The organism is Saccharopolyspora erythraea, from assembly GCF_018141105.1.
Classification (GTDB): domain Bacteria; phylum Actinomycetota; class Actinomycetes; order Mycobacteriales; family Pseudonocardiaceae; genus Saccharopolyspora_D; species Saccharopolyspora_D erythraea_A.
In genome coordinates this window covers 394,792-412,382 of the sequence record NZ_CP054839.1, presented here as the reverse complement: position 1 = coordinate 412,382, position 17,591 = coordinate 394,792, and the positions used below count along the sequence as shown (strand labels likewise).

At 71.8% G+C, this 17,591-nt stretch carries 14 protein-coding genes; 6 read left to right on the top strand and 8 right to left on the bottom strand.

What is annotated here, in order from left to right; all coding sequences use genetic code 11:
* Positions 1-274: 274 nt before the first annotated feature.
* Positions 275-2,647 (top strand): DEAD/DEAH box helicase, encoded by a 2,373-nt coding sequence (locus HUO13_RS01965; RefSeq protein WP_211899802.1) that lies wholly within the window; start codon positions 275-277, stop codon positions 2,645-2,647.
* 116 nt (positions 2,648-2,763) lie between these two features.
* On the opposite strand, the gene HUO13_RS01960 is transcribed toward HUO13_RS01965, so the two are convergent.
* From HUO13_RS01960 to ssd, 8 genes are all read right to left on the bottom strand, one after another.
* Positions 2,764-3,420 carry a bifunctional DNA primase/polymerase gene (locus HUO13_RS01960; RefSeq protein ID WP_211899801.1) on the bottom strand — a complete coding sequence of 219 codons (657 nt, stop codon included), beginning with the start codon at positions 3,418-3,420 and terminating at the stop codon, positions 2,764-2,766.
* Positions 3,421-4,408: 988 nt separating this feature from the next.
* Positions 4,409-4,771 (bottom strand): Rv3654c family TadE-like protein, encoded by a 363-nt coding sequence (locus tag HUO13_RS01955; protein WP_211899800.1) that lies wholly within the window; start codon positions 4,769-4,771, stop codon positions 4,409-4,411.
* Positions 4,768-5,610 carry a TadE family type IV pilus minor pilin gene (locus HUO13_RS38240; RefSeq protein ID WP_349253358.1) on the bottom strand — a complete coding sequence of 281 codons (843 nt, stop codon included), beginning with the start codon at positions 5,608-5,610 and terminating at the stop codon, positions 4,768-4,770. The genes HUO13_RS01955 and HUO13_RS38240 overlap by 4 nt, the downstream gene beginning before the upstream one ends.
* 17 nt (positions 5,611-5,627) lie before the next feature.
* Positions 5,628-5,864: a DUF4244 domain-containing protein gene (locus HUO13_RS01945; RefSeq protein ID WP_211899799.1), complete on the bottom strand. Its 237-nt coding sequence runs from the start codon at positions 5,862-5,864 to the stop codon at positions 5,628-5,630.
* A gap of 62 nt (positions 5,865-5,926) precedes the next feature.
* Positions 5,927-6,358, bottom strand: coding sequence for a type II secretion system F family protein (locus tag HUO13_RS01940; protein ID WP_009946478.1), 432 nt, complete (start codon positions 6,356-6,358; stop codon positions 5,927-5,929).
* Positions 6,359-7,332: 974 nt separating this feature from the next.
* Complete coding sequence (locus HUO13_RS01935; RefSeq protein ID WP_211899798.1) at positions 7,333-8,136, bottom strand: type II secretion system F family protein; 804 nt, start codon at positions 8,134-8,136, stop codon at positions 7,333-7,335.
* The gene (locus HUO13_RS01930; RefSeq protein ID WP_211899797.1) at positions 8,130-9,287 is read right to left on the bottom strand and encodes a TadA family conjugal transfer-associated ATPase; all 1,158 of its coding nucleotides are present in this window, start codon (positions 9,285-9,287) and stop codon (positions 8,130-8,132) included. The genes HUO13_RS01935 and HUO13_RS01930 overlap by 7 nt, the downstream gene beginning before the upstream one ends.
* Positions 9,284-10,444: a septum site-determining protein Ssd gene (gene ssd / locus HUO13_RS01925; RefSeq protein ID WP_211902593.1), complete on the bottom strand. Its 1,161-nt coding sequence runs from the start codon at positions 10,442-10,444 to the stop codon at positions 9,284-9,286. The genes HUO13_RS01930 and ssd overlap by 4 nt, the downstream gene beginning before the upstream one ends.
* 506 nt (positions 10,445-10,950) lie before the next feature.
* On the opposite strand from ssd, the gene HUO13_RS01920 reads away from it, so the two are divergent.
* The 5 genes from HUO13_RS01920 (at position 10,951) to HUO13_RS01900 (ending at position 17,565) form a co-directional block, all read left to right on the top strand.
* Entirely contained in the window at positions 10,951-11,790 is an 840-nt protein-coding gene (locus HUO13_RS01920) for an HAD-IB family hydrolase (RefSeq protein WP_211899796.1), read from the top strand.
* A gap of 724 nt (positions 11,791-12,514) precedes the next feature.
* Entirely contained in the window at positions 12,515-12,700 is a 186-nt protein-coding gene (locus HUO13_RS01915; protein ID WP_211899795.1) for a hypothetical protein, read from the top strand.
* Positions 12,701-12,773: 73 nt separating this feature from the next.
* Positions 12,774-14,549 (top strand): glycoside hydrolase family 3 protein, encoded by a 1,776-nt coding sequence (locus HUO13_RS01910; RefSeq protein ID WP_211899794.1) that lies wholly within the window; start codon positions 12,774-12,776, stop codon positions 14,547-14,549.
* A gap of 29 nt (positions 14,550-14,578) precedes the next feature.
* Complete coding sequence (locus tag HUO13_RS01905) at positions 14,579-15,817, top strand: exo-beta-N-acetylmuramidase NamZ family protein (RefSeq protein ID WP_211899793.1); 1,239 nt, start codon at positions 14,579-14,581, stop codon at positions 15,815-15,817.
* Positions 15,818-15,825: 8 nt separating this feature from the next.
* Positions 15,826-17,565, top strand: a complete 1,740-nt coding sequence (locus HUO13_RS01900; protein WP_211899792.1) for a serine hydrolase domain-containing protein — start codon at positions 15,826-15,828, stop codon at positions 17,563-17,565.
* Positions 17,566-17,591 lie beyond the last annotated feature (26 nt).

Here is a 17,591-nt window from a genome sequence, read left to right as displayed (position 1 = left end):
AGTATGTCCGGGCGTCCGTGCACGTCCGGACGTCCGCCCGGAGACGCCTCCAGCGCCCGGACCCGTCGTCCAGCCGCGCCACGTCCAGCGAAGTGCCTGGTCACCTGCCCGGTCCCCCGCCTTCTCCGATACCGCACCGCCGTGCCCGCCCCGCCCCTGCTCCCCTCGCTACCCATCCGCGCGGACAGCCCCGACCCCCGGCACGCGGGCTGCCTCGACGTCCGTCGCGCGGACAGCCCGGCTCGGCCGCGTCGGCCTGTGCAAGGCTCGGAGGGTGACCGCAGAGAGCAAGGACAGGGGACGGCACCTGCTCGACCGCGTGCTCGCCGGGGTTCCCGCCGCCGAGTCGCCGCTGCGCCACGTCAAGCACCTGCCGGAACGCTCCGCCCGCACCGCGGAGTGGCCGTCGTGGGTGCCGTCCGAGGTCGTCGACGCCTACGCCGCGCGCGGGCTCAGCGAGCCGTGGGTGCACCAGGCCGAGGGTGCTGACGCGGTTCGGTCCGGGCAGCACGTCGTGGTCGCGACCGGCACCGCGTCGGGCAAGTCGATGGTGTACCAGCTCCCGGTGCTGTCTCGGCTGCTGGAGGATCGCACGGCGACCGCCCTGTACCTCTCCCCGACCAAGGCGCTCGGCGCCGATCAGTTGCGCGCCGTCGAGGAACTGGGGCACGAAGGCATCCGCGCAGCGAGCTACGACGGCGACACTCCGAAGGTCGACCGCGACTGGGTGCGCGCCTACGGCCGCTGGGTCTTCACCAACCCGGACATGCTGCACCTCGGCGTGTTGCCCGCCCACAGCCGTTGGGCGCGGTTCTTCCGCAGCCTGCGCTATGTCGTCGTGGACGAGTGCCACACCTACCGGGGCGTGTTCGGCTCGCACGTCGCGCTGCTGCTGCGACGGCTTCGGCGCATCGCACACCACTACGGCGCGGACCCGGTGTTCGTGCTGGCGTCGGCGACCGTGTCCGACCCCGGCGATCTCGGCGAGCGGCTCACCGGAGCGCGGTGCCGGGCGATCACCGACGACGGTTCGCCGCGCGGCGCCCGCACCGTGGCGCTGTGGGAGCCGCCGCTGCTGGAGGAGGTGACCGGGGAGAACGGTGCTCCGGTCCGGCGGTCGGCGGGCTCGGAGACGGCGCGGATCATGACCGAGCTGGTGATCGAGGACGCCCGCACCCTCGCCTTCATCCGCTCGCGGCGAGGGGTGGAGGTCGCGGCGCTGTCGGCCCAGCGCGCGCTCGCCGAGGTCGACTCGAGCCTGCCCGACCGGGTCAAGGCGTACCGGGGCGGCTACCTCCCGGAGGACCGCCGCGCGCTGGAACGCGCCCTGCTCGCCGGTGACCTGCGCGCGGTTGCGACGACGAACGCCCTGGAACTCGGGGTCGACATCGCCGGCCTGGACGCGGTGGTCGTCGCCGGCTACCCGGGCACGCTGGCCTCCTTCTGGCAGCAGGCGGGCCGGGCGGGCCGCGACGGCGAAGGCGCGCTGGTGGTCTTCGTCGCCAGGGACGACCCGCTGGACACCTATCTCGTGCACCACCCGCCCGCGGTGCTGGAACGTCCGGTCGAGGCCACCGTGCTCGACCCGGCGAACCCGTACGTGCTCGAACCGCACCTGGCGTGTGCCGCGTCCGAGCTGCCGTTGAAGGAGGAGTGCTTCGACGCCTTCGGCGGGGCACCGGCCGCGGAGGCGGTCCGCGCGCTCACCGCCGACGGCGTGCTCCGGCGGCGTCCGCACGGCTGGTACTGGACCTCGCGGGAGCGCCCGCACCGCAGCGTCGAGCTGCGGGGTTCGGGCGGCTCGCAGGTGGCGGTGGTCGAGGGCGACTCCGGTCGGATGCTCGGCACGGTCGACCCCGACTCGGCGTGCGCCACGGTCCACCCGGGTGCGGTCTACCTGCACCAGGGCGAGTCGTTCGTGGTCGACGAGCTGGACCTGGACACCGACCTCGCGCTGGTGCACGCGGAGAGCCCGGACTGGACGACATCTGCGCGGGAGTCGGTCGACATCTCGGTGCTGCGGACCGTCGAGCACCGGCAGGTGGGGCCGGACGTAACGGTGTGCCTGGGTGATGTGGAGGTCACTTCGCAGGTGGTCGGCTACCTGCGCACGCTGCCGTCGGGACGGGTGCTCGACCAGGTGCCGCTGGATCTGCCCGCGAAGAAGCTGGTGACAAGAGCGGTCTGGTACACGATCAGCCCGGGGCTGCTGTGTGGCAGCGCACCGGGGGGCGCCGGGCTGGATCCGGCGCGCATCCCCGGTGCGCTGCATGCCGCCGAGCACGCGGCGATCGGCCTGCTACCGCTGTTCGCTACCTGCGATCGATGGGACATCGGCGGTGTCTCCACCGCCATGCACGCCGACACCGGGGAGGCGACGGTGTTCGTGCACGACGGTCATCCGGGAGGGGCCGGATTCGCCGATCGCGGCTTTGCCGCGCTGTTCCCATGGCTGGCCGCGACGCGGGAAGCGATCGCTTCCTGCGAGTGCCCGGCTGGGTGCCCGTCCTGCGTCCAGTCGCCGAAGTGCGGGAACGGCAACGAACCGCTGGACAAGGCGGGGGCGGTGGCTGTTCTCGACGCGGTGTCGACCGCGGGCCGGCTCGCAGGATCGGCTGGGCTGCACGAGCGGCGTCAGCGGGACTGAGTGCGATTCGCGCTCGTGCGCAGCGCGGTTGTCGCTCCTCATGCCGCCGGTCGTGTTCTCGGGGTGCCCAGGGCGCGGTGCCGATGCCTGCGGTGCGGACCAGGTCGACATGGCGGTCATCCGCCTGCTGCGACGAGGTCAGCCACGTTGTGGTCCTGGTTGAGCCCTTGGACGAGGGCGTCCTGCACGAAGTCCAGCGATGGCAGGGTCCACCCGCAGACCTCGGGCTTGACCCGCCAGTGCGCCGCACCGTGCGGGTAGGTGGTCGGCGGCATGGGGACCCAGCTGCCGGCTCCGTGCAGCCTGACCTCGGCGAGATCGGCCAGTTCGGGGGCCAGCCGATCTCCGCCGGAGGTCAGGAAATACCAGCGCCCGTTGGGAACGGCCACGATCGGGACCGGGAATCCCAGCGTGCGCAGGGCGACGGCGGCGCGGTAGCCGAGCGCCGCGTCGACCTCGACGGCGTTGACGGCCGTCCCGGTCGCGAGCAGCAGGCTGTGAGGACGGCTGGACCACCAGGCGGCCACCTGGTCGGGGTTGGTCCCGAGCCGTTCCTCCCAGTCCTGGTGCACCGGCATCGGACCGTCGGCTTCGCCGCCGTCGCGTCCGATCCACCGGGTGCCCACCGGATAGGTCCCGGGCAGCACCGGCCAGCCGCGCGAAGCGAAGCCGATCGCCTCGACCCGCAGCTCGATCCGGTTGTTCAGCAGCCCGGCCTGGAGAGCCCGGACGCCACCGAAGGCGTCCTGCCACTCATCCGCCGACCAATCCATCTCTACTCCGCCTCCCTGTTCAGCAGTGCGCGCGGTTCCCGGTGATTCGGGGGTGTCACCTGAGTCCCGACTCCTTTGTCGTGGACCGTTGGGTCCCGCGCTCACACCACTAATGAACGTCACGAAGGCACCCGCGGTACACCCCCGCGTCGATGACCGGTCATTTGGCTTCGACGAACGCAGCAGGCGTGAGAGAGCGGCCGATAGATCAACCTGACGAACGGCGCGGGAAGGAGCGCCGAAGTCGCGAACTTGTTGCAACAACGGCCATCCCGAACCGGTCGCCGACCTCTCGTCGGGTCGTGCTGACCGCTCGTCGTGGATCAGCGGCGGAGCGGCGTCCGCCGACCTGACTCCACCGGGGGTTGACCGGACGACGACCGGGCGGCCGGAGGACAGCGCGTCGACGGGCGGAAGCCGAGCGGAAATCCGACGGGTGGAGCGGACCGATCACGATCACGTACCCGTGGACGTCGTCCAAACCAACATGCCAGTGGACGGCCACGTGCGCCACCACATTGAGCAGTGCTGCCGAACACATCCGGCCATACGGAGCAGCGAAACCGCCGCCGCACAACGCGTCACCGCTCGGCACCTGGAGCAGCTTGGCGTTGCAGACGCCGTGAACGGTCGGAAATCCCGGGCATGCAACAGCATCATGCGCGTTGATCGGGCTGCCCAACCCGCTCCTGTCCGTGGCCCCAAGCGCCCTGCGCTCCCACCTCTCGGGTGTTGCCGCGCTTACCGTTGTGCCACCGCCAGATTCGCGTGGGCGCGCCCGTGTCCGGGCGCACGCGTGTGCGCGTACGCGCACACGCGTACTGGCGCCCGCTTGCACGTGCAGGTGGACCCGCTCGCAGCGTCGTCCACGAGCCAATGGCAACACTCGGCAACACCGTTGGCTAATAACAACGTCTCAAGCTCAGCAGTATCCCAATCACCTCAATCTTTCCGAGATTTCGTCAGCAATCTTGAAGTTCGTCGGCAGTCAGCCCCCGGCCGGTCCAGCACGGGCGCGTGCGGTGATGGCTGTGAAGTTGCCCAGTACGGGGGAGTCCGCCCGCACCTCGATGCGCGCGTTGGCACCTTCCAATCGGCACGACGCGATCGCGATGGCCATACCCCGCGCCACCCAGTCCGCGCGTCCGCACGCGAACTCCGGCCCCTGCACCACGTGCGCCGCTGCCGCCAAGGCGGCGAGGTCGGCGGCACCCTCCGCTCTGTGCCGCGCAACGACACCGGAGGCCAGCTGCAACGCCAACGCCAGCACCGCGACCAGCGCGATCGAGAGCAGCGCGGAGAACACCGTCGCAGCACCGCCATCACCGGCCAGCGAGGCACGTGTCGTCATGGCACACCTCGTTCTGGAGAACGTGGTTCCGCGGCGCTCGACGGCGGACGCAGATCGCCGCCCAAGGGTGGTCGATCAACACGCGGGCCAGCCGTGACCGGGACTTCACCGGGAGGGTCGCCGGTCGCTTGGACGTCGGCTGTGGCGATGTCGGTTGTTGGGGTTCTCGACTCGTTGAGGGGTGGATCGGGCTCGTTCGGTGTTTGCGATGTGGTGGGCTCGTTCGAAGGTCCGGCCTGGCCGGAGCCCGGGTTCGGGTCGACCGGCGGGACTTGCTCGGCCGATGGGACTTGCTCGGCAGGCGGGACGTGCTCGGTCGGCGCGGGCTCGACGGCCGGCGTGGCCGAGCCTGGTTCCATGACGGCCAATGCCGTGCTCTTCAGCCACTTGCCGGGCAGGAACCCGCCGGGAAGCGGCGACCGCACCTCGGCGGTGACCTGGTCTCCGGTGACCGAGACGGCCAAGGTCGCTCCGGTCGGCGCCAGCCGTTGCACCGCGCCTGCGGCCTCGGCCTGGCTGCCGCGCGCGGTCAGCCGCGCGGCCTCCACCGCGGCGTCCGTGCAGCGGAGCTGCCCGATCACCGCGCACAATCCGCCGACCGCGAGTGCGAACACCAAGACGAGCGAGCAAATGCCGAGCGCCGCCTCGACCGTCACGGCCCCGCGGTCACCGGCCAAGGCGCGGAAGGTGACCAGTCGCCGGAAAGGCAGGGCTACAGCCATGGTCGATTGCGCGGTTTCCCTTGTGCGCAAGGGAAGTGTTTCAGCCCCGTGGCCCCGGAAGGGGACCGGTGTTCGGACGCCGTTGCCGGCGCCGCCCGGGGGCAGCGGCGCCGGCACGGCTCGGATGCACGACATCAGATACCCGCGAATCCGCGTTCGAGCAAAGCGGTTACGGCCCCTTTGATCGTGTCGCTGTTCACCGCGGTGTAAAGGATCGCGCCGAGTGCGGCTGCGGCAAGAGTGCCGATCGCGTACTCCGCGGTACTCATCCCGTCGTCACCTCGCAACAGAAAGCGGAGGCGTCGCAACAACAATCCCGCGCGGGAAGTACTCATCGAAACTCGACTCCGGACGATGAGGTTGCTCTGCATGCTGATTCCTCTCTCTTCATCAGTTGAACGGGTCGACTTGATCGTTCGTCCTCAGTGGACATTCACCAGGTGGCGACGATTCGGTTGAGCATTCCTGCGACCACCGGGAGGACACCGAGACACAGGAACGCGGGCAGGAAGCACAGACCCAACGGCAGCGCGACCCACACCGTCGCCCGTTGGGCATGGGCTTGGGCTCGTGCACCGACGGACGCGCGGGCGTCCGCGGCGAGGTCGGCCGCCACGTCGGCCAAACCTGTCCCGGTCCGCGCCGTCCGGCGGGCCGCGCGGGCGAGTTCCTCCGTGTCGGGGTGCCGCAGCGCGGGTTCCCATGCGGCCACGGCATCCGCGCCGAGGGCGAGCAGCCGAGCCACCTCGTCGAGCACACCCGCCGGGGCGCCGTCGAACTCCGCCGCAACGGCCCGCAAGATCACCGGCACCGGCAACCCTGCTCGCATCCCGGCGGCGAGCAGGTCCCACCCGGCGGCGAGCACGAGAGGGTCACTCCTCGCGGGTCTTCGGCGGAAGCGATCAACCCACCGGCTAGCGCCCATGGAGGTGGCGAACCGGGCCACCGCCATGCGCACAGCTCGCGACCAGGTCGCCAGCGACCCCACCGGCTCCCGCGCCGAGGGGTGGTCGTGAAGACCGGCCGGGGGCCTTGCTGGAGAGGAGTCGGTGCGGAGACCGTCCGGGAGGTCTGCGGGGAGGCCGCTCAGGAGATCGGCGGGCAGAGCAGGCAGCGGTCGTCTCGACCAAGGGCCTGCACGGAGATCTATCGCGGGTCCAGCCGACGGGTACCCGATGGCGAAACCGTCCGGCGGGGAGCCAGAGGTGGCGCTTGAGGAATGGCCGCCGGTGGCGAGGTCCGAGATGCTGCCCTCGAACGGCCAACCCGGCACGTGCTCGGTGCTGTGAGACACCGTGAGGACACCCGACAAGAGGTGGGCCGCGGGGTCACCCGGCACGGCGGTGATTGTGGGTTCGAGGGTTGTCCGGGCAGGCGAAAGACCATCGCTGAGCTTGAGTGCGGTCTCGGGAAGGACCGTTCCCGAGGAGGCCGTTCCCGGGGTGGCCATACCCGAAGTGGCCGTCATCGAGGGGAACGTCCCTGGGGCGGCAGCGCCTGGGGTGGGTGTGCTCCGGACTGGCGTGCCGGGAACGACCGTGCCCGGGGTGGAGATGGCCGAGGTGCTGTACTCCGAGTCGAAGACCGCCGACGTGCGGTACCCCGAGTCGAAGACCGCCGACGTGCCGTGCGCCGAGGTTGGGGTGGCCGAAGTGCTGTTGCCCGGGGTGGACGTATCGGGGGCGGCGGTGTTCGGGGTGGGTGCGAGCCGACGGCCGGCCGGTGCGGGGTTGGGTCGTGGCCAGGCAACGGGGAGGTCGAGCAAGCGGGCGCGGGCGGTGTTCACGGGCGCCAGCAGGGCTGCGAGTGCGAGCAGTGCCAGCGCGAGTGCGAGTGCGCTCATGGCGACATCGCTCCCTCCGTCAGCCGAAGGGTCCAGAACAGCCCCGCGCACAGCAGGCCGACGCCCACGACCAGGACGGCCTGGCCGAACGCCTGCCCTGTCAGCACGGACAGCGGTGCGGCACCGACCGCTTCGCCCAGGAGCAGGCCGAGGAGAGGCAGGCCGGCGAGCATGGCCGCGGTAGCGCGCGGGCCCGCCATCTTCGATTCGAGATCGCGGACGAAGGCGACCCGGTGGTCGACGTCGCGCCGCACCGCGTCCAGCAGATCCGCCAGTGCCACGCCGTGCCGCTCGGCGAGCCGCCACGCCCGGCCCAGCCGCGCCAGCGGTTGCCGGAGCTCGGCGGGGTGGCCGCCGTTGTCGAGCACCGTCGGGACGTCTCCGCCGAGCTTCGCCGCGGACGCCAGGTCGCGGAACACCCCGGAGATCGCCGGTGCCGAGTCCTCGGCCGCCCCCTCCGCCGCCACGGCCGGATGCGCGCCGGCGCGGAGCCCGGCCACCAGCAATCGGATGCCACCGGACAGTTCGGCCGACCGCTCCACACCGGCGCGGAAGCTCCGCCGGGACCTCACGTATCGACGTCCGAGAACGGCCAGTGCCACGGCCGCGAACAGGCCGCCGACACCTGCGAGGAGGGCTCCGAGCGCGGCGGTGGCCGGTATCCAGCCGATCCGTGCGGCCCGAACCGCCGCTGCGCCCGGTTTCCCCGCGGTGGTCGAGGTCAGCGCGCAAAGCCTCCGCTGCGCCCGCAGATCGGGCCAGCAGAGCAACGACAGCGCGAGCAGGAAGAACGTCAGCACGGCAACGCACCTCCCCGGGCGGACAGCATCGCCGCGAGGGCTTCCGCGCCCGGCCCCCAACCGGAGTGCTGCTCCCACGCCGGGCGGACCTCGATGTGGTCGCCGGCGCGGAACGGCACGCCCACCGCGGCCAGCCTGCGGCCCTGCCGCGTCCGCTGGACGTGGAGAACGACCTGCACCGCCGCGGCCAGCTGGCTGTGCAGCGCGGCGCGGGAGAGACCGCCCAGCGCGGCCAGTGCCTCCATCCGCGCGGGCACCTCACGGGGCGAGTTCGCGTGCAGGGTGCCGCCGCCCCCTTCGTGCCCGGTGTTGAGCGCGGCCAGCAGCTCGCAGATCTCGCCGCCGCGCACCTCGCCGACGACCAGGCGATCCGGTCGCATCCGGAGGGCCTGCCGCACGAGGTCGCGTACCTGGATCTCCCCAGCGCCCTCGATGTTCGGCGGCCGGGTCAGCAGGCGCACCACGTGCGGGTGGTCGGGTTGCAGCTCGCTGGCTTCCTCGACGCAGATGATGCGTTCGGCGGGACTGACTTCCCCGAGCATCGCCGCGAGCAGCGTGGTCTTGCCCGCGCCCGCACCTCCGATGACGAGGAACGCCAACCGGGTGGTGACGATCGACCGCAGCAGTCCGGCGGTCGGCGCGTCGAACATGCCCTTGCGGTGCAGCGCTTCGAGGCCGTGCACCGCCGGACGCAGGACCCGCAGCGAGATGCAGGTGCTGTCGGCCACCGGCGGCAGCACCGCGTGCAGCCGGACGGCGCCGGTCGCGCGGGGAAGCCAGGCGTCGACCCACGGCTGCGCGTCGTCGAGCCTGCGGCCGCTGGCCAGTGCCAGGCGCTGCGCGAGGCGCCGCACGGCGTCCTCGTCGGCGAAGGTCTCCGCGCAGCGCCGCAGTCCATCGCCCCGGTCGACCCACACCGCGTCGGGCGCGGTGACCAGCACGTCGGTGACCGCCGGGTCGCGCAGCAGCGGTTCGAGCGCACCGGCCCCGAGGAACTCGCGCTGCACCTGGCGGAGACGGTCGAGCACGTCGGCGTCGCCGACCAGCCCACCCGCTTCCGCCCGCACCGCCGTGGCCACCGCCGACGACGTCAGCGGCACCCCGCTGCCCGCGAGCCGGTTGCGCACCCGCTCGATCAGTTCCCCGTTCATGCCGCACCTGCCAGGGCGCGTTCAGCAGGGGTGTCGGCTCGGCCGAGCGCCCGCAACACCTCGGAAGCGGCTCGCTCCACGGTCCGGCGCAGACCGGCGCGCGTCGCGCAGAACCCGCCGCGGTCCAACGCTGTGGACAACCCGGGCTGCGGTCGCACGGCGGCGAGGACTTCGACGCCGACGGCGCGGCCGACGTCGGACACGCGCAGTCCGCTGGAAGCCGGTCCGCGCACCACGAGCCGCAGCCGTCCGGCCGTGCGGTCGCGGATCTCGGCGACCAGCCGGGCCGCCGCCGCGCAGGCTCGGACCTCGGCGGCCACGACGACCAGGGTGAGATCGGCCTTCCGCAGTCCGGCCAGCGCGGCCTCCGAGAGGTGCCTCGGCAGGTCGCACACCACGGTCTGCCCGGCACGCCTCCCGGCATCGACCACCGCGCCGACCGCCTGCGGCGTCAGCCCGGAAGACGGGCCGTCGCGGTCGCAGGCCAGCACGGCGAGGGAGCCGGAACCGACGCGGCGCTGCGGCAGCGCGTCGTGCAACGCACCCGCCGCCACCCGGCCTCCGCTGACGCTGAGTCCTGACCAGCGGACGCCGTCGGTGCTCTCCGCGCCGACCGCCAGGTCCAGGCCACCGCCCAGTGGATCGCAGTCCAGCAGCAACGAGCGCTGGCCGCGCCGCGCCGCCGTCACCGCCACACCGGTCGCCAGCACCGACGCGCCCGCGCCTCCGCTGCCGCCGATGACGGCGAGCACCCGCCCCGAACGCGGCGCGGAACGGTCGACCGCCTCGGCGAGCAGCTCGATCAGGTGCCCTTCGTGCGCGGGCAGGATGACCTCCTGCTCCGCACCCATGTGGAAGGCGGCGCGGTACAGATCACCTCCCGGTGCGCGGGCGAGCACCAGCACACCCGGTCTTCGCGGCAGGCCGTTGGCCACGCCCGCTTCGGCCGCGGGACCGTCCAGCAGCACGAGTGGCGCCGTGCGCCAGCGGTCCCCGACCGACAACGGGTCGGGCGCGCGGTCCAGTTCGCATCCCGCTGCCGCGGCCAGGCGCAGGACGTCCTCGGCCAGCTCGGCATCGCAGGTGATCAGCAGGGGACGTGGCCCTCCGGGCGCGGTGGGCGGAGTGGAAGACGGCAAGGTGGTCGCGGCGGACATCATGGGCTCCGATTTCCGGGTTCGGGTGCGGACTGCGAGTCCGCGGCTTCCGGTTGAGGAGCGCGGCGGTCTCGACATCCACAGTGGCCGGACGCCGTCGAGCCGCCCAGAGTCAATTCGCAAATCTGTGGACAACTACCCCGGCTGTGGACAACTCAGCACCGGACGAAATGTGAAAGGAAATCGGTTCTGCCGGAACCGGCTCGAGAAACAAGACGACCCCCGCCAGGGGGGAGGGACGGGGGTCGTCGGCGGTTCAGCTCCGGGGGGTCGAGCTGAACCATGTCCGGCGGACCGGACTCACACACTGTATCGCCCCGCTCCCCAGGCATGTCCCCCGTCCATTAGAGGGAACGTCCTTGCGCCGAGCCGCCATTCCGCGCCCCGTGAACCCCCATTCGGGTCAAGAAATGTTTCCCGCTCAATGGAATCCGGATCCGGGACGGCACCCAACGTGAAAGGTGCTGCGGTATTGCGGGGACCCCGCCGCGCGGAGCCGGACTCGTATGCTGGGCGGCGTGACAGAGCCCGCGAACCACCCGGTCGCCCCGCAGCCACGTGTGGCAGCGTTCTTCGATCTGGACAAGACGGTCATCGCGAAGTCGAGCACGCTCGCCTTCAGCAGGCCGTTCTTCCAGGAAGGACTGATCAACCGGCGTGCGGTGCTCAAGAGCGCCTACGCCCAGTTCGTGTTCATGCTGGCCGGCGCCGACGCCGACCAGATGGACCGGATGCGCGCGCACATCACCTCGCTGTGCACCGGGTGGGACGTCGAGCAGGTCAACGCCATCGTCGAGGAGACGCTGCACGACATCGTCGACCCGCTGGTCTACAAGGAGGCGACCCAGCTCATCGCCGAGCACAAGGAGCAAGGTCACGACATCGTGGTGCTCTCGGCGTCGGGCCAGGAGGTCGTGGGGCCGATCGCCAAGCTGCTCGGCGCCACGCACTCGTCCGGGACCCGGATGGTGGTCTCCGCCGGGCGCTACACCGGCGAGGTCGACTTCTACTGCTCGGCGGAGAACAAGGCCGCCGCCGCCCGCGAGCTCGCCGAGGAGCACGGCTACGACCTCTCGCAGTGCCACGCCTACTCCGACTCGGTCACCGATCTCCCGCTGCTGGAGAGCGTCGGGCACCCGACTGTGGTCAACCCCGACCGGGGCCTGCGCAAGGAGGCGGTGCAGCGCGGCTGGCCGACGCTCGCCTTCGACCACCCGGTGTCGCTTCGCGCCCGCATCCCCACGCCGTCGCGCGCAGCGGTGACCGCTGCCGGGGTCGGCATGGGCGCCGTCGCGGCGGCGGGGGCGGCTTGGTGGGGCGTGCGGTACTGGCGTCGCCACCGGTGATCCGGCCCATTCCGTCGTATGCGCCGCGGATTGCATGAAAGCGCGGGTTCCCGGCTTGCGATGCAGATTCGCAAGACCCTTGCAGTGACGCGCGTCACGGACTACAAAGGAAGTGCGGAACCTGGATTGGCCAGGGACGTTACGGAGGAGAAGTAACGTCCACCCCATACCTGGCTCCGTGCGCGGGACTCGGAACACCCACGCGCAGCCGCCGCGGGAGGCTGGTCGTCCACAGGGTCGCGTACCGGGACGCCGGACGCCGGGCCCACAAGTTACGACAAGAGTTGCACGCTTGGTAGTCCGAGATCTCGCGCGGAGGGCGGCGCCCGCCAACCCAGTTGGCGGGCGCCGCCGCATGTCTGGCGGGTGATGGCGGGGCGGGGCGGCCACCGGGGCGTGGACGGCCAGCGGGGTGGCGGTGCGGAAGCGCCTTGGAGCGGATGGCGACTGGGGCGCCTACAGCGGCTGAGGCGGAGGGGCGCGGAAAGCGGACCCCGCGGCCGGGATGGTGGCGGCAGGCAGCGGCGTGGACAGCGCCTGCGCGAGATAGGTGGCCGCGCGGACAGCAGCTCGGTACACGCAGCGACCTGGCGGTAGCGCGACCGCAGGTGGCCACGGACCGCGACCCAGCGGCAGGCGGGCCATCCGGCGGCAGCGCGACGGCAGGCGGTGGCGGGCCGGAGCTGCGGAGAGCAGAGCTTCGAGCCCCGGCAATCAGCAGTAGATGACTCTTGCAGCGCTGGACTGGAACAGGCAGCGGATCAAGCCCTGCGACGGTGCCGCGGTGCGGGTGGTGGCCGCCGAACGCCTTCGGCGGCTCGGCGAAGCGGGCGAAGGTGGCCGCGGGCCGCCGACGCCGTCCGCAGCCACGCCGTTGCGCAGCGTTGACCACCGCCTCGCACGTGGGTAGCTTCCCAATTCGACCGATTTCCCCGTGAACTTCCGACCGGGCGTTGCCGGACGGACCGCCGTCAGGAGGCACAGTGGGCAGGAAAAGCCGCCTCGCCGCGGCCACGATCAGCGCGGTAGCCGTCGTATCCGCCAGCCTGACCGCCATCGGCAACGCCGCTCCGGCCGGTGACGCCCACTCGTGGGCCACCCGGACCATGCGCGGCATGACGCTGGAGGAGAAGGTCGGCCAGCTCTTCGTCACCTACGCCTACGGCCGCACCGCCGACACCCCGCACCAGGCCAACCGGGACGAGTTCGGCGTCGCCACCCCCGCCGAGGTGGTGCAGAAGTACCACCTCGGCGGCGTCATCCACTTCAACTGGACCGACAGCATCTACGACCCGAAGCAGATCGCCGAGCTGTCCAACGGCCTGCAGCGGGCCGCGGTGACCTCGGGCGCGAAGATCCCGCTGCTGATCTCCACCGACCAGGAGCAGGGCCAGATCACCCGGATCAAGGAGCCCGCCACGCAGCTGCCCGGCAACATGGCGCTGGGCGCCGGGCGCTCGCCCGCCGACGCCGAGCACGCGGCGGTGATCACCGGCCAGGAGCTGCGGGCCATGGGCCTTGCGCAGAACTTCGCGCCGAGTGGCGACGTCAACGTCAACCCCGCCAACCCGGTCATCGGTGTCCGCTCGTTCTCCTCCGACCCCGGGCTGGCCGCCGAGCTGACCGCGGCGCAGGTCCGCGGCTACCAGGGCTACGGCGCCGTCAGCACCTCGGTCAAGCACTTCCCGGGTCACGGCGACACCAACCAGGACAGCCACGAGGAGCTGCCGGTCATCGAGCACGACCGCCAGCAGTGGGAGGCCCTCGACGCGCCGCCGTTCCGCGCCGCGATCGACGCGGGCACCGACACCGTGATGAGCGCACACATCGTCGTGCCGAAGCTCGACGACTCCGGGGAGCCCTCGACGCTCTCGCGCAACGTGCTCACCGGGATGCTGCGCGAGGAGCTGGGCTTCCGGGGCGTGGTCGTCACCGACTCGCTGCAGATGGAAGGCGTCCGGCACAAGCACCCCGACGCCGAGATCCCGGTGCTGGCGCTGGAGGCCGGTGCCGACCAGCTGCTGATGCCGCAGCACCTGCAGGTCGCCATCGACGGCGTGCTCGGCGCGGTGCGCTCCGGCAGGCTCACCGAGCAGCGGATCGACCAGAGCGTGGAGCGCATCCTGCGGATGAAGGCGGGGCGCGGCGTGATCGACCGGCCCTTCGTCGACGTGTCCAAGGTGGACCAGATCGTCGGGTCCCCGCGCAACCTCGAAGCCGCGCAGAAGATCACCGACCGCACCACGACGCTGCTGCGCAACGACGCGGGCGCGCTGCCGTTGCGGCAGCCGCCGGGCCGGGTGCTGGTGACCGGTGCGGGCGCGAGCCCGACCAAGGCGCTCGCGGGCAGCATCACCGCCCGCGGTTCGCAGGCGACCTCGCTGGACACCGGCATGAAGCCGACGCCGCAGCAGATCGACCAGGCCGTCCAGGCGGCCGGGCAGAACGACCTGACCGTGGTGCTGACCAACGCCGCGTGGAACGAGACCAACGCGGCGCAGCGCGACCTGGTGCGCGGATTGCAGCGAAGCGGTAAACCGGTGGTTGCGGTCGCGGTCCGCGACCCCTACGACGCCGCCCACGTGGAGGAAGTGCCGACCTGGCTCACCACCTACTCTGACAAGGCGGTGGCGATGGAGTCGCTGGCCAAGGCGCTGTTCGGGGAGATCACCCCGGCCGGCAAGCTGCCGGTCCCGGTTCCCGACCCGACCAGGCCGGGAACCGACCGCTACCCGTTCGGGCACGGTCTGAGCTGGTAACCGCACGAACCACGAGAGGCCCGCGAGACATGGATCGCCGCAGCTTCCTCACCACCTCCGCGCTGTCGGCGTCGATGCTCGGGCTCACCACCGGCGCCGCCTGCGCCGCGCCGCCGACCCCGGCCCCGAACCGCTCCGGGGTGCTGACCGGTGCCGACGTGCTGGCAGCCGACGGCTGGCGGCCGATCACCGGCCGCCGCATCGGCGTGGTGACCAACCCGACCGGCGTGCTGGGCTCGATGCAGCACGTCGTCGACGCCATGCACACCGGCGGTGACGTCGAAATCGTCGCGGTGTTCGGGCCCGAGCACGGATTCCGCGGCACGTCGCAGGCGGGCGGGTCCGAGGGCGACTACGCCGACCCCCGCACCGGCCTGCCGGTGTACGACGCCTACGGCGCCGACGCCGACAAGCTGGCCGGGATGTTCCGCAAGGCCGGGGTCGAGCAGGTGGTGTTCGACATCGCAGACGTCGGGGCGCGCTTCTACACCTACATCTGGACGATGTACGTCGCGATGGAGGCGGCCGCGAAGGTCGGGGCGTCGTTCCTGGTCCTCGACCGGCCGAACCCGATCGGCGGGACGCAGGTCGCCGGTCCGCAGCTGGACCCGCGCTTCGCGTCGGGGGTCGGTCTGCTGCCGATCGTGCTCCAGCACGGCATGACCGTCGGCGAGCTGGCCAGGATGTTCGCCAGGGAGCACCTGCCCGGAACGCCGGAGCCCGAGGTCGTGAAGGTGCAGCGCTGGCACGGCCGCGGTCCGGATACGGGTCTGCCGTGGATTCCGCCGAGCCCGAACATGCCGACTCCCGACACGGCCGCGGTCTACCCGGGTACCGGTCTGTTCGAGGGCACGACGTGGTCCGAGGGGCGCGGGACGACGCGGCCGTTCGAGATCATCGGCGCCCCCGGGGTGGACTGGCGGTGGGCCGACGAGCTCAACGCCGCGCGCATCCCGGGCGTGGGGTTCCGCGAGACCTACTTCGTGCCGACGTTCTCCAAGCACACCGGGGTGACGTGCGGAGGCGTGCAGGTCTACCGATACGGCGAGATCGACTCGATCCTCGTCGCGGTCACCATGATCGTCACCGCCAGGAAGCTGTACCCGTTCGCCTGGCGCGAGGACGGGATGATCGACAAGTTGTTCGGATCCGACCGGTTGCGCACGATGGTGGACGCGGGTGCGGACGTCGGCGAGATCGTCGGGTCGTGGCAGGACGAGCTGGCGGACTTCCGCCGCCGGCGCGAGGCTTATCTGCTCTACAGCTGAGGTGGCGGATGGGGAAGACGGTACTGGCGATCGCGGTGTTGTCGGTCGCCGCGCTGACCGCGGGGTCGGCCTCGGCTTCCCCGGTTGGTGGTGGGCGCTTCGACCGGCCGTGGGACGGGTTCGCCCCGGCGAGCACCGAGCTGCGTGACGGCGACCCCTCGGACGCGGGACTGCGCTCCAAGCCCATCGACCAGGCGGTCCGCCAGATCGAGGCGTGGACCGAGACCGTGCCCGGGCGGGAGCACCCGATGTACGCGGGCGCGGTCGGCCTGGTGGTGCACAACGGTGTCGTGGTGAGCCGGTCGCAGGCCGGGTACGAGGTGCGCTACGCCGACGGGCAGGGCACCGAGCTGCCGGCCGACCAGTGGGAGCCGGTGGACCGCGACACGATCTTCGACGTCGCCTCGATCTCGAAGCTGTTCACCTCCATCGCGGTGTTGCAGCAGGTGGAGGCGGGTGCGGTCGACCTGGACTCGCCGGTGGCCGGCTACCTGCCGGAGTTCGGCGCCAACGGCAAGCAGACCATCACCGTCCGCCAGCTGCTCACCCACACCTCGGGACTGCCCGCCGAGGTCAAGCTGTGGACGCTGCCGCCCCAGGACCGCGTTCCGACGGTCATGGCGCTCGAGCCCAAGAGCCCGCCCGGGACCGCCTACACCTACTCCGACCCGAACATGATCACGCTCGGCGTGCTGGTCGAGCGGGTCACCGGTGAGCGGCTGGACGAGGTGGTGGACGAGAGGATCACCGAACCACTCGGCATGCGCGACACCGGCTACAACCCGGACCAAGGCGAGCTGCGCCGGATCGCCGCGACCGAGTTCCAGGCCGATCCGCCGCGCGGGATGGTGCGCGGCCAGGCTCACGACGAGAACGCGTGGTCGCTCGGCGGCGTGGCCGGCCAGGCCGGGGTGTTCTCCACCGCCGGCGACCTGGCGATCCTCGGTCAGACCCTGCTCAACGGGGGTGCCTACGCCGGTGAGCGCATCCTCGGCGAGCACAGCGTCGAGCAGATGCTCACCAACTTCAACAGCGCGTTCCCGGGCAACTCGCACGGCCTCGGCTTCGAGCTGGACCAGCGCTGGTACATGGCAGGGCTCAGCGGCCCGCACACCGCGGGGCACACCGGCTACACCGGGACGTCGCTGGTGATCGACCCCGCTTCGCGCTCGATCGTCGTCCTGCTGACCAACCGGGTGCACCCGTCGCGGTCCTGGGGCTCCAACAACCCCGCGCGCCAGGCGCTCGCGCAGGGCCTCGCCGAGGCCATGTCGGTCCGCCCGGTGCGAGGGTCGAAGTCGTGGTTCGCCCCGCCGCAGGGCCCGGCGACGCTGACGACCGACTCGCTGGGCCCGGTGACCGGGGCCGCCCAGGTGACCTTCGACGCGTTCGTCGACACCCAGCTGGACGGCGACGGCGTGGACGCGCTGTCGGTGGAGGCCAGCGGCGACGAGGGCGCGACGTGGCAGCCGGTGCCGCTCAGTGCCACCGGTCCGGGAGCGCCCGAAGGCCCTCAGCAGTCGCTGGCGGGGGCGGGCCATCGGTCGTGGTGGCGAGTGCAGGGCTCGGTGCCGGAGTCGTCCAAGCCGCTGCGGCTGCGCTGGCGCTACGCGCCGGACGACCAGTACGTGGGGCGCGGGGTCAACATCGACGGCATCTCGGTGGCAGACCGCGCCGGCGTGCTGCTCGACGGCGAGCGCGACGACGAGCGGCTGACGCCCGAGGGCTGGCTCCAGACACCGCGCTAGACCGTCGGTGGGCCGGGAGATGATGG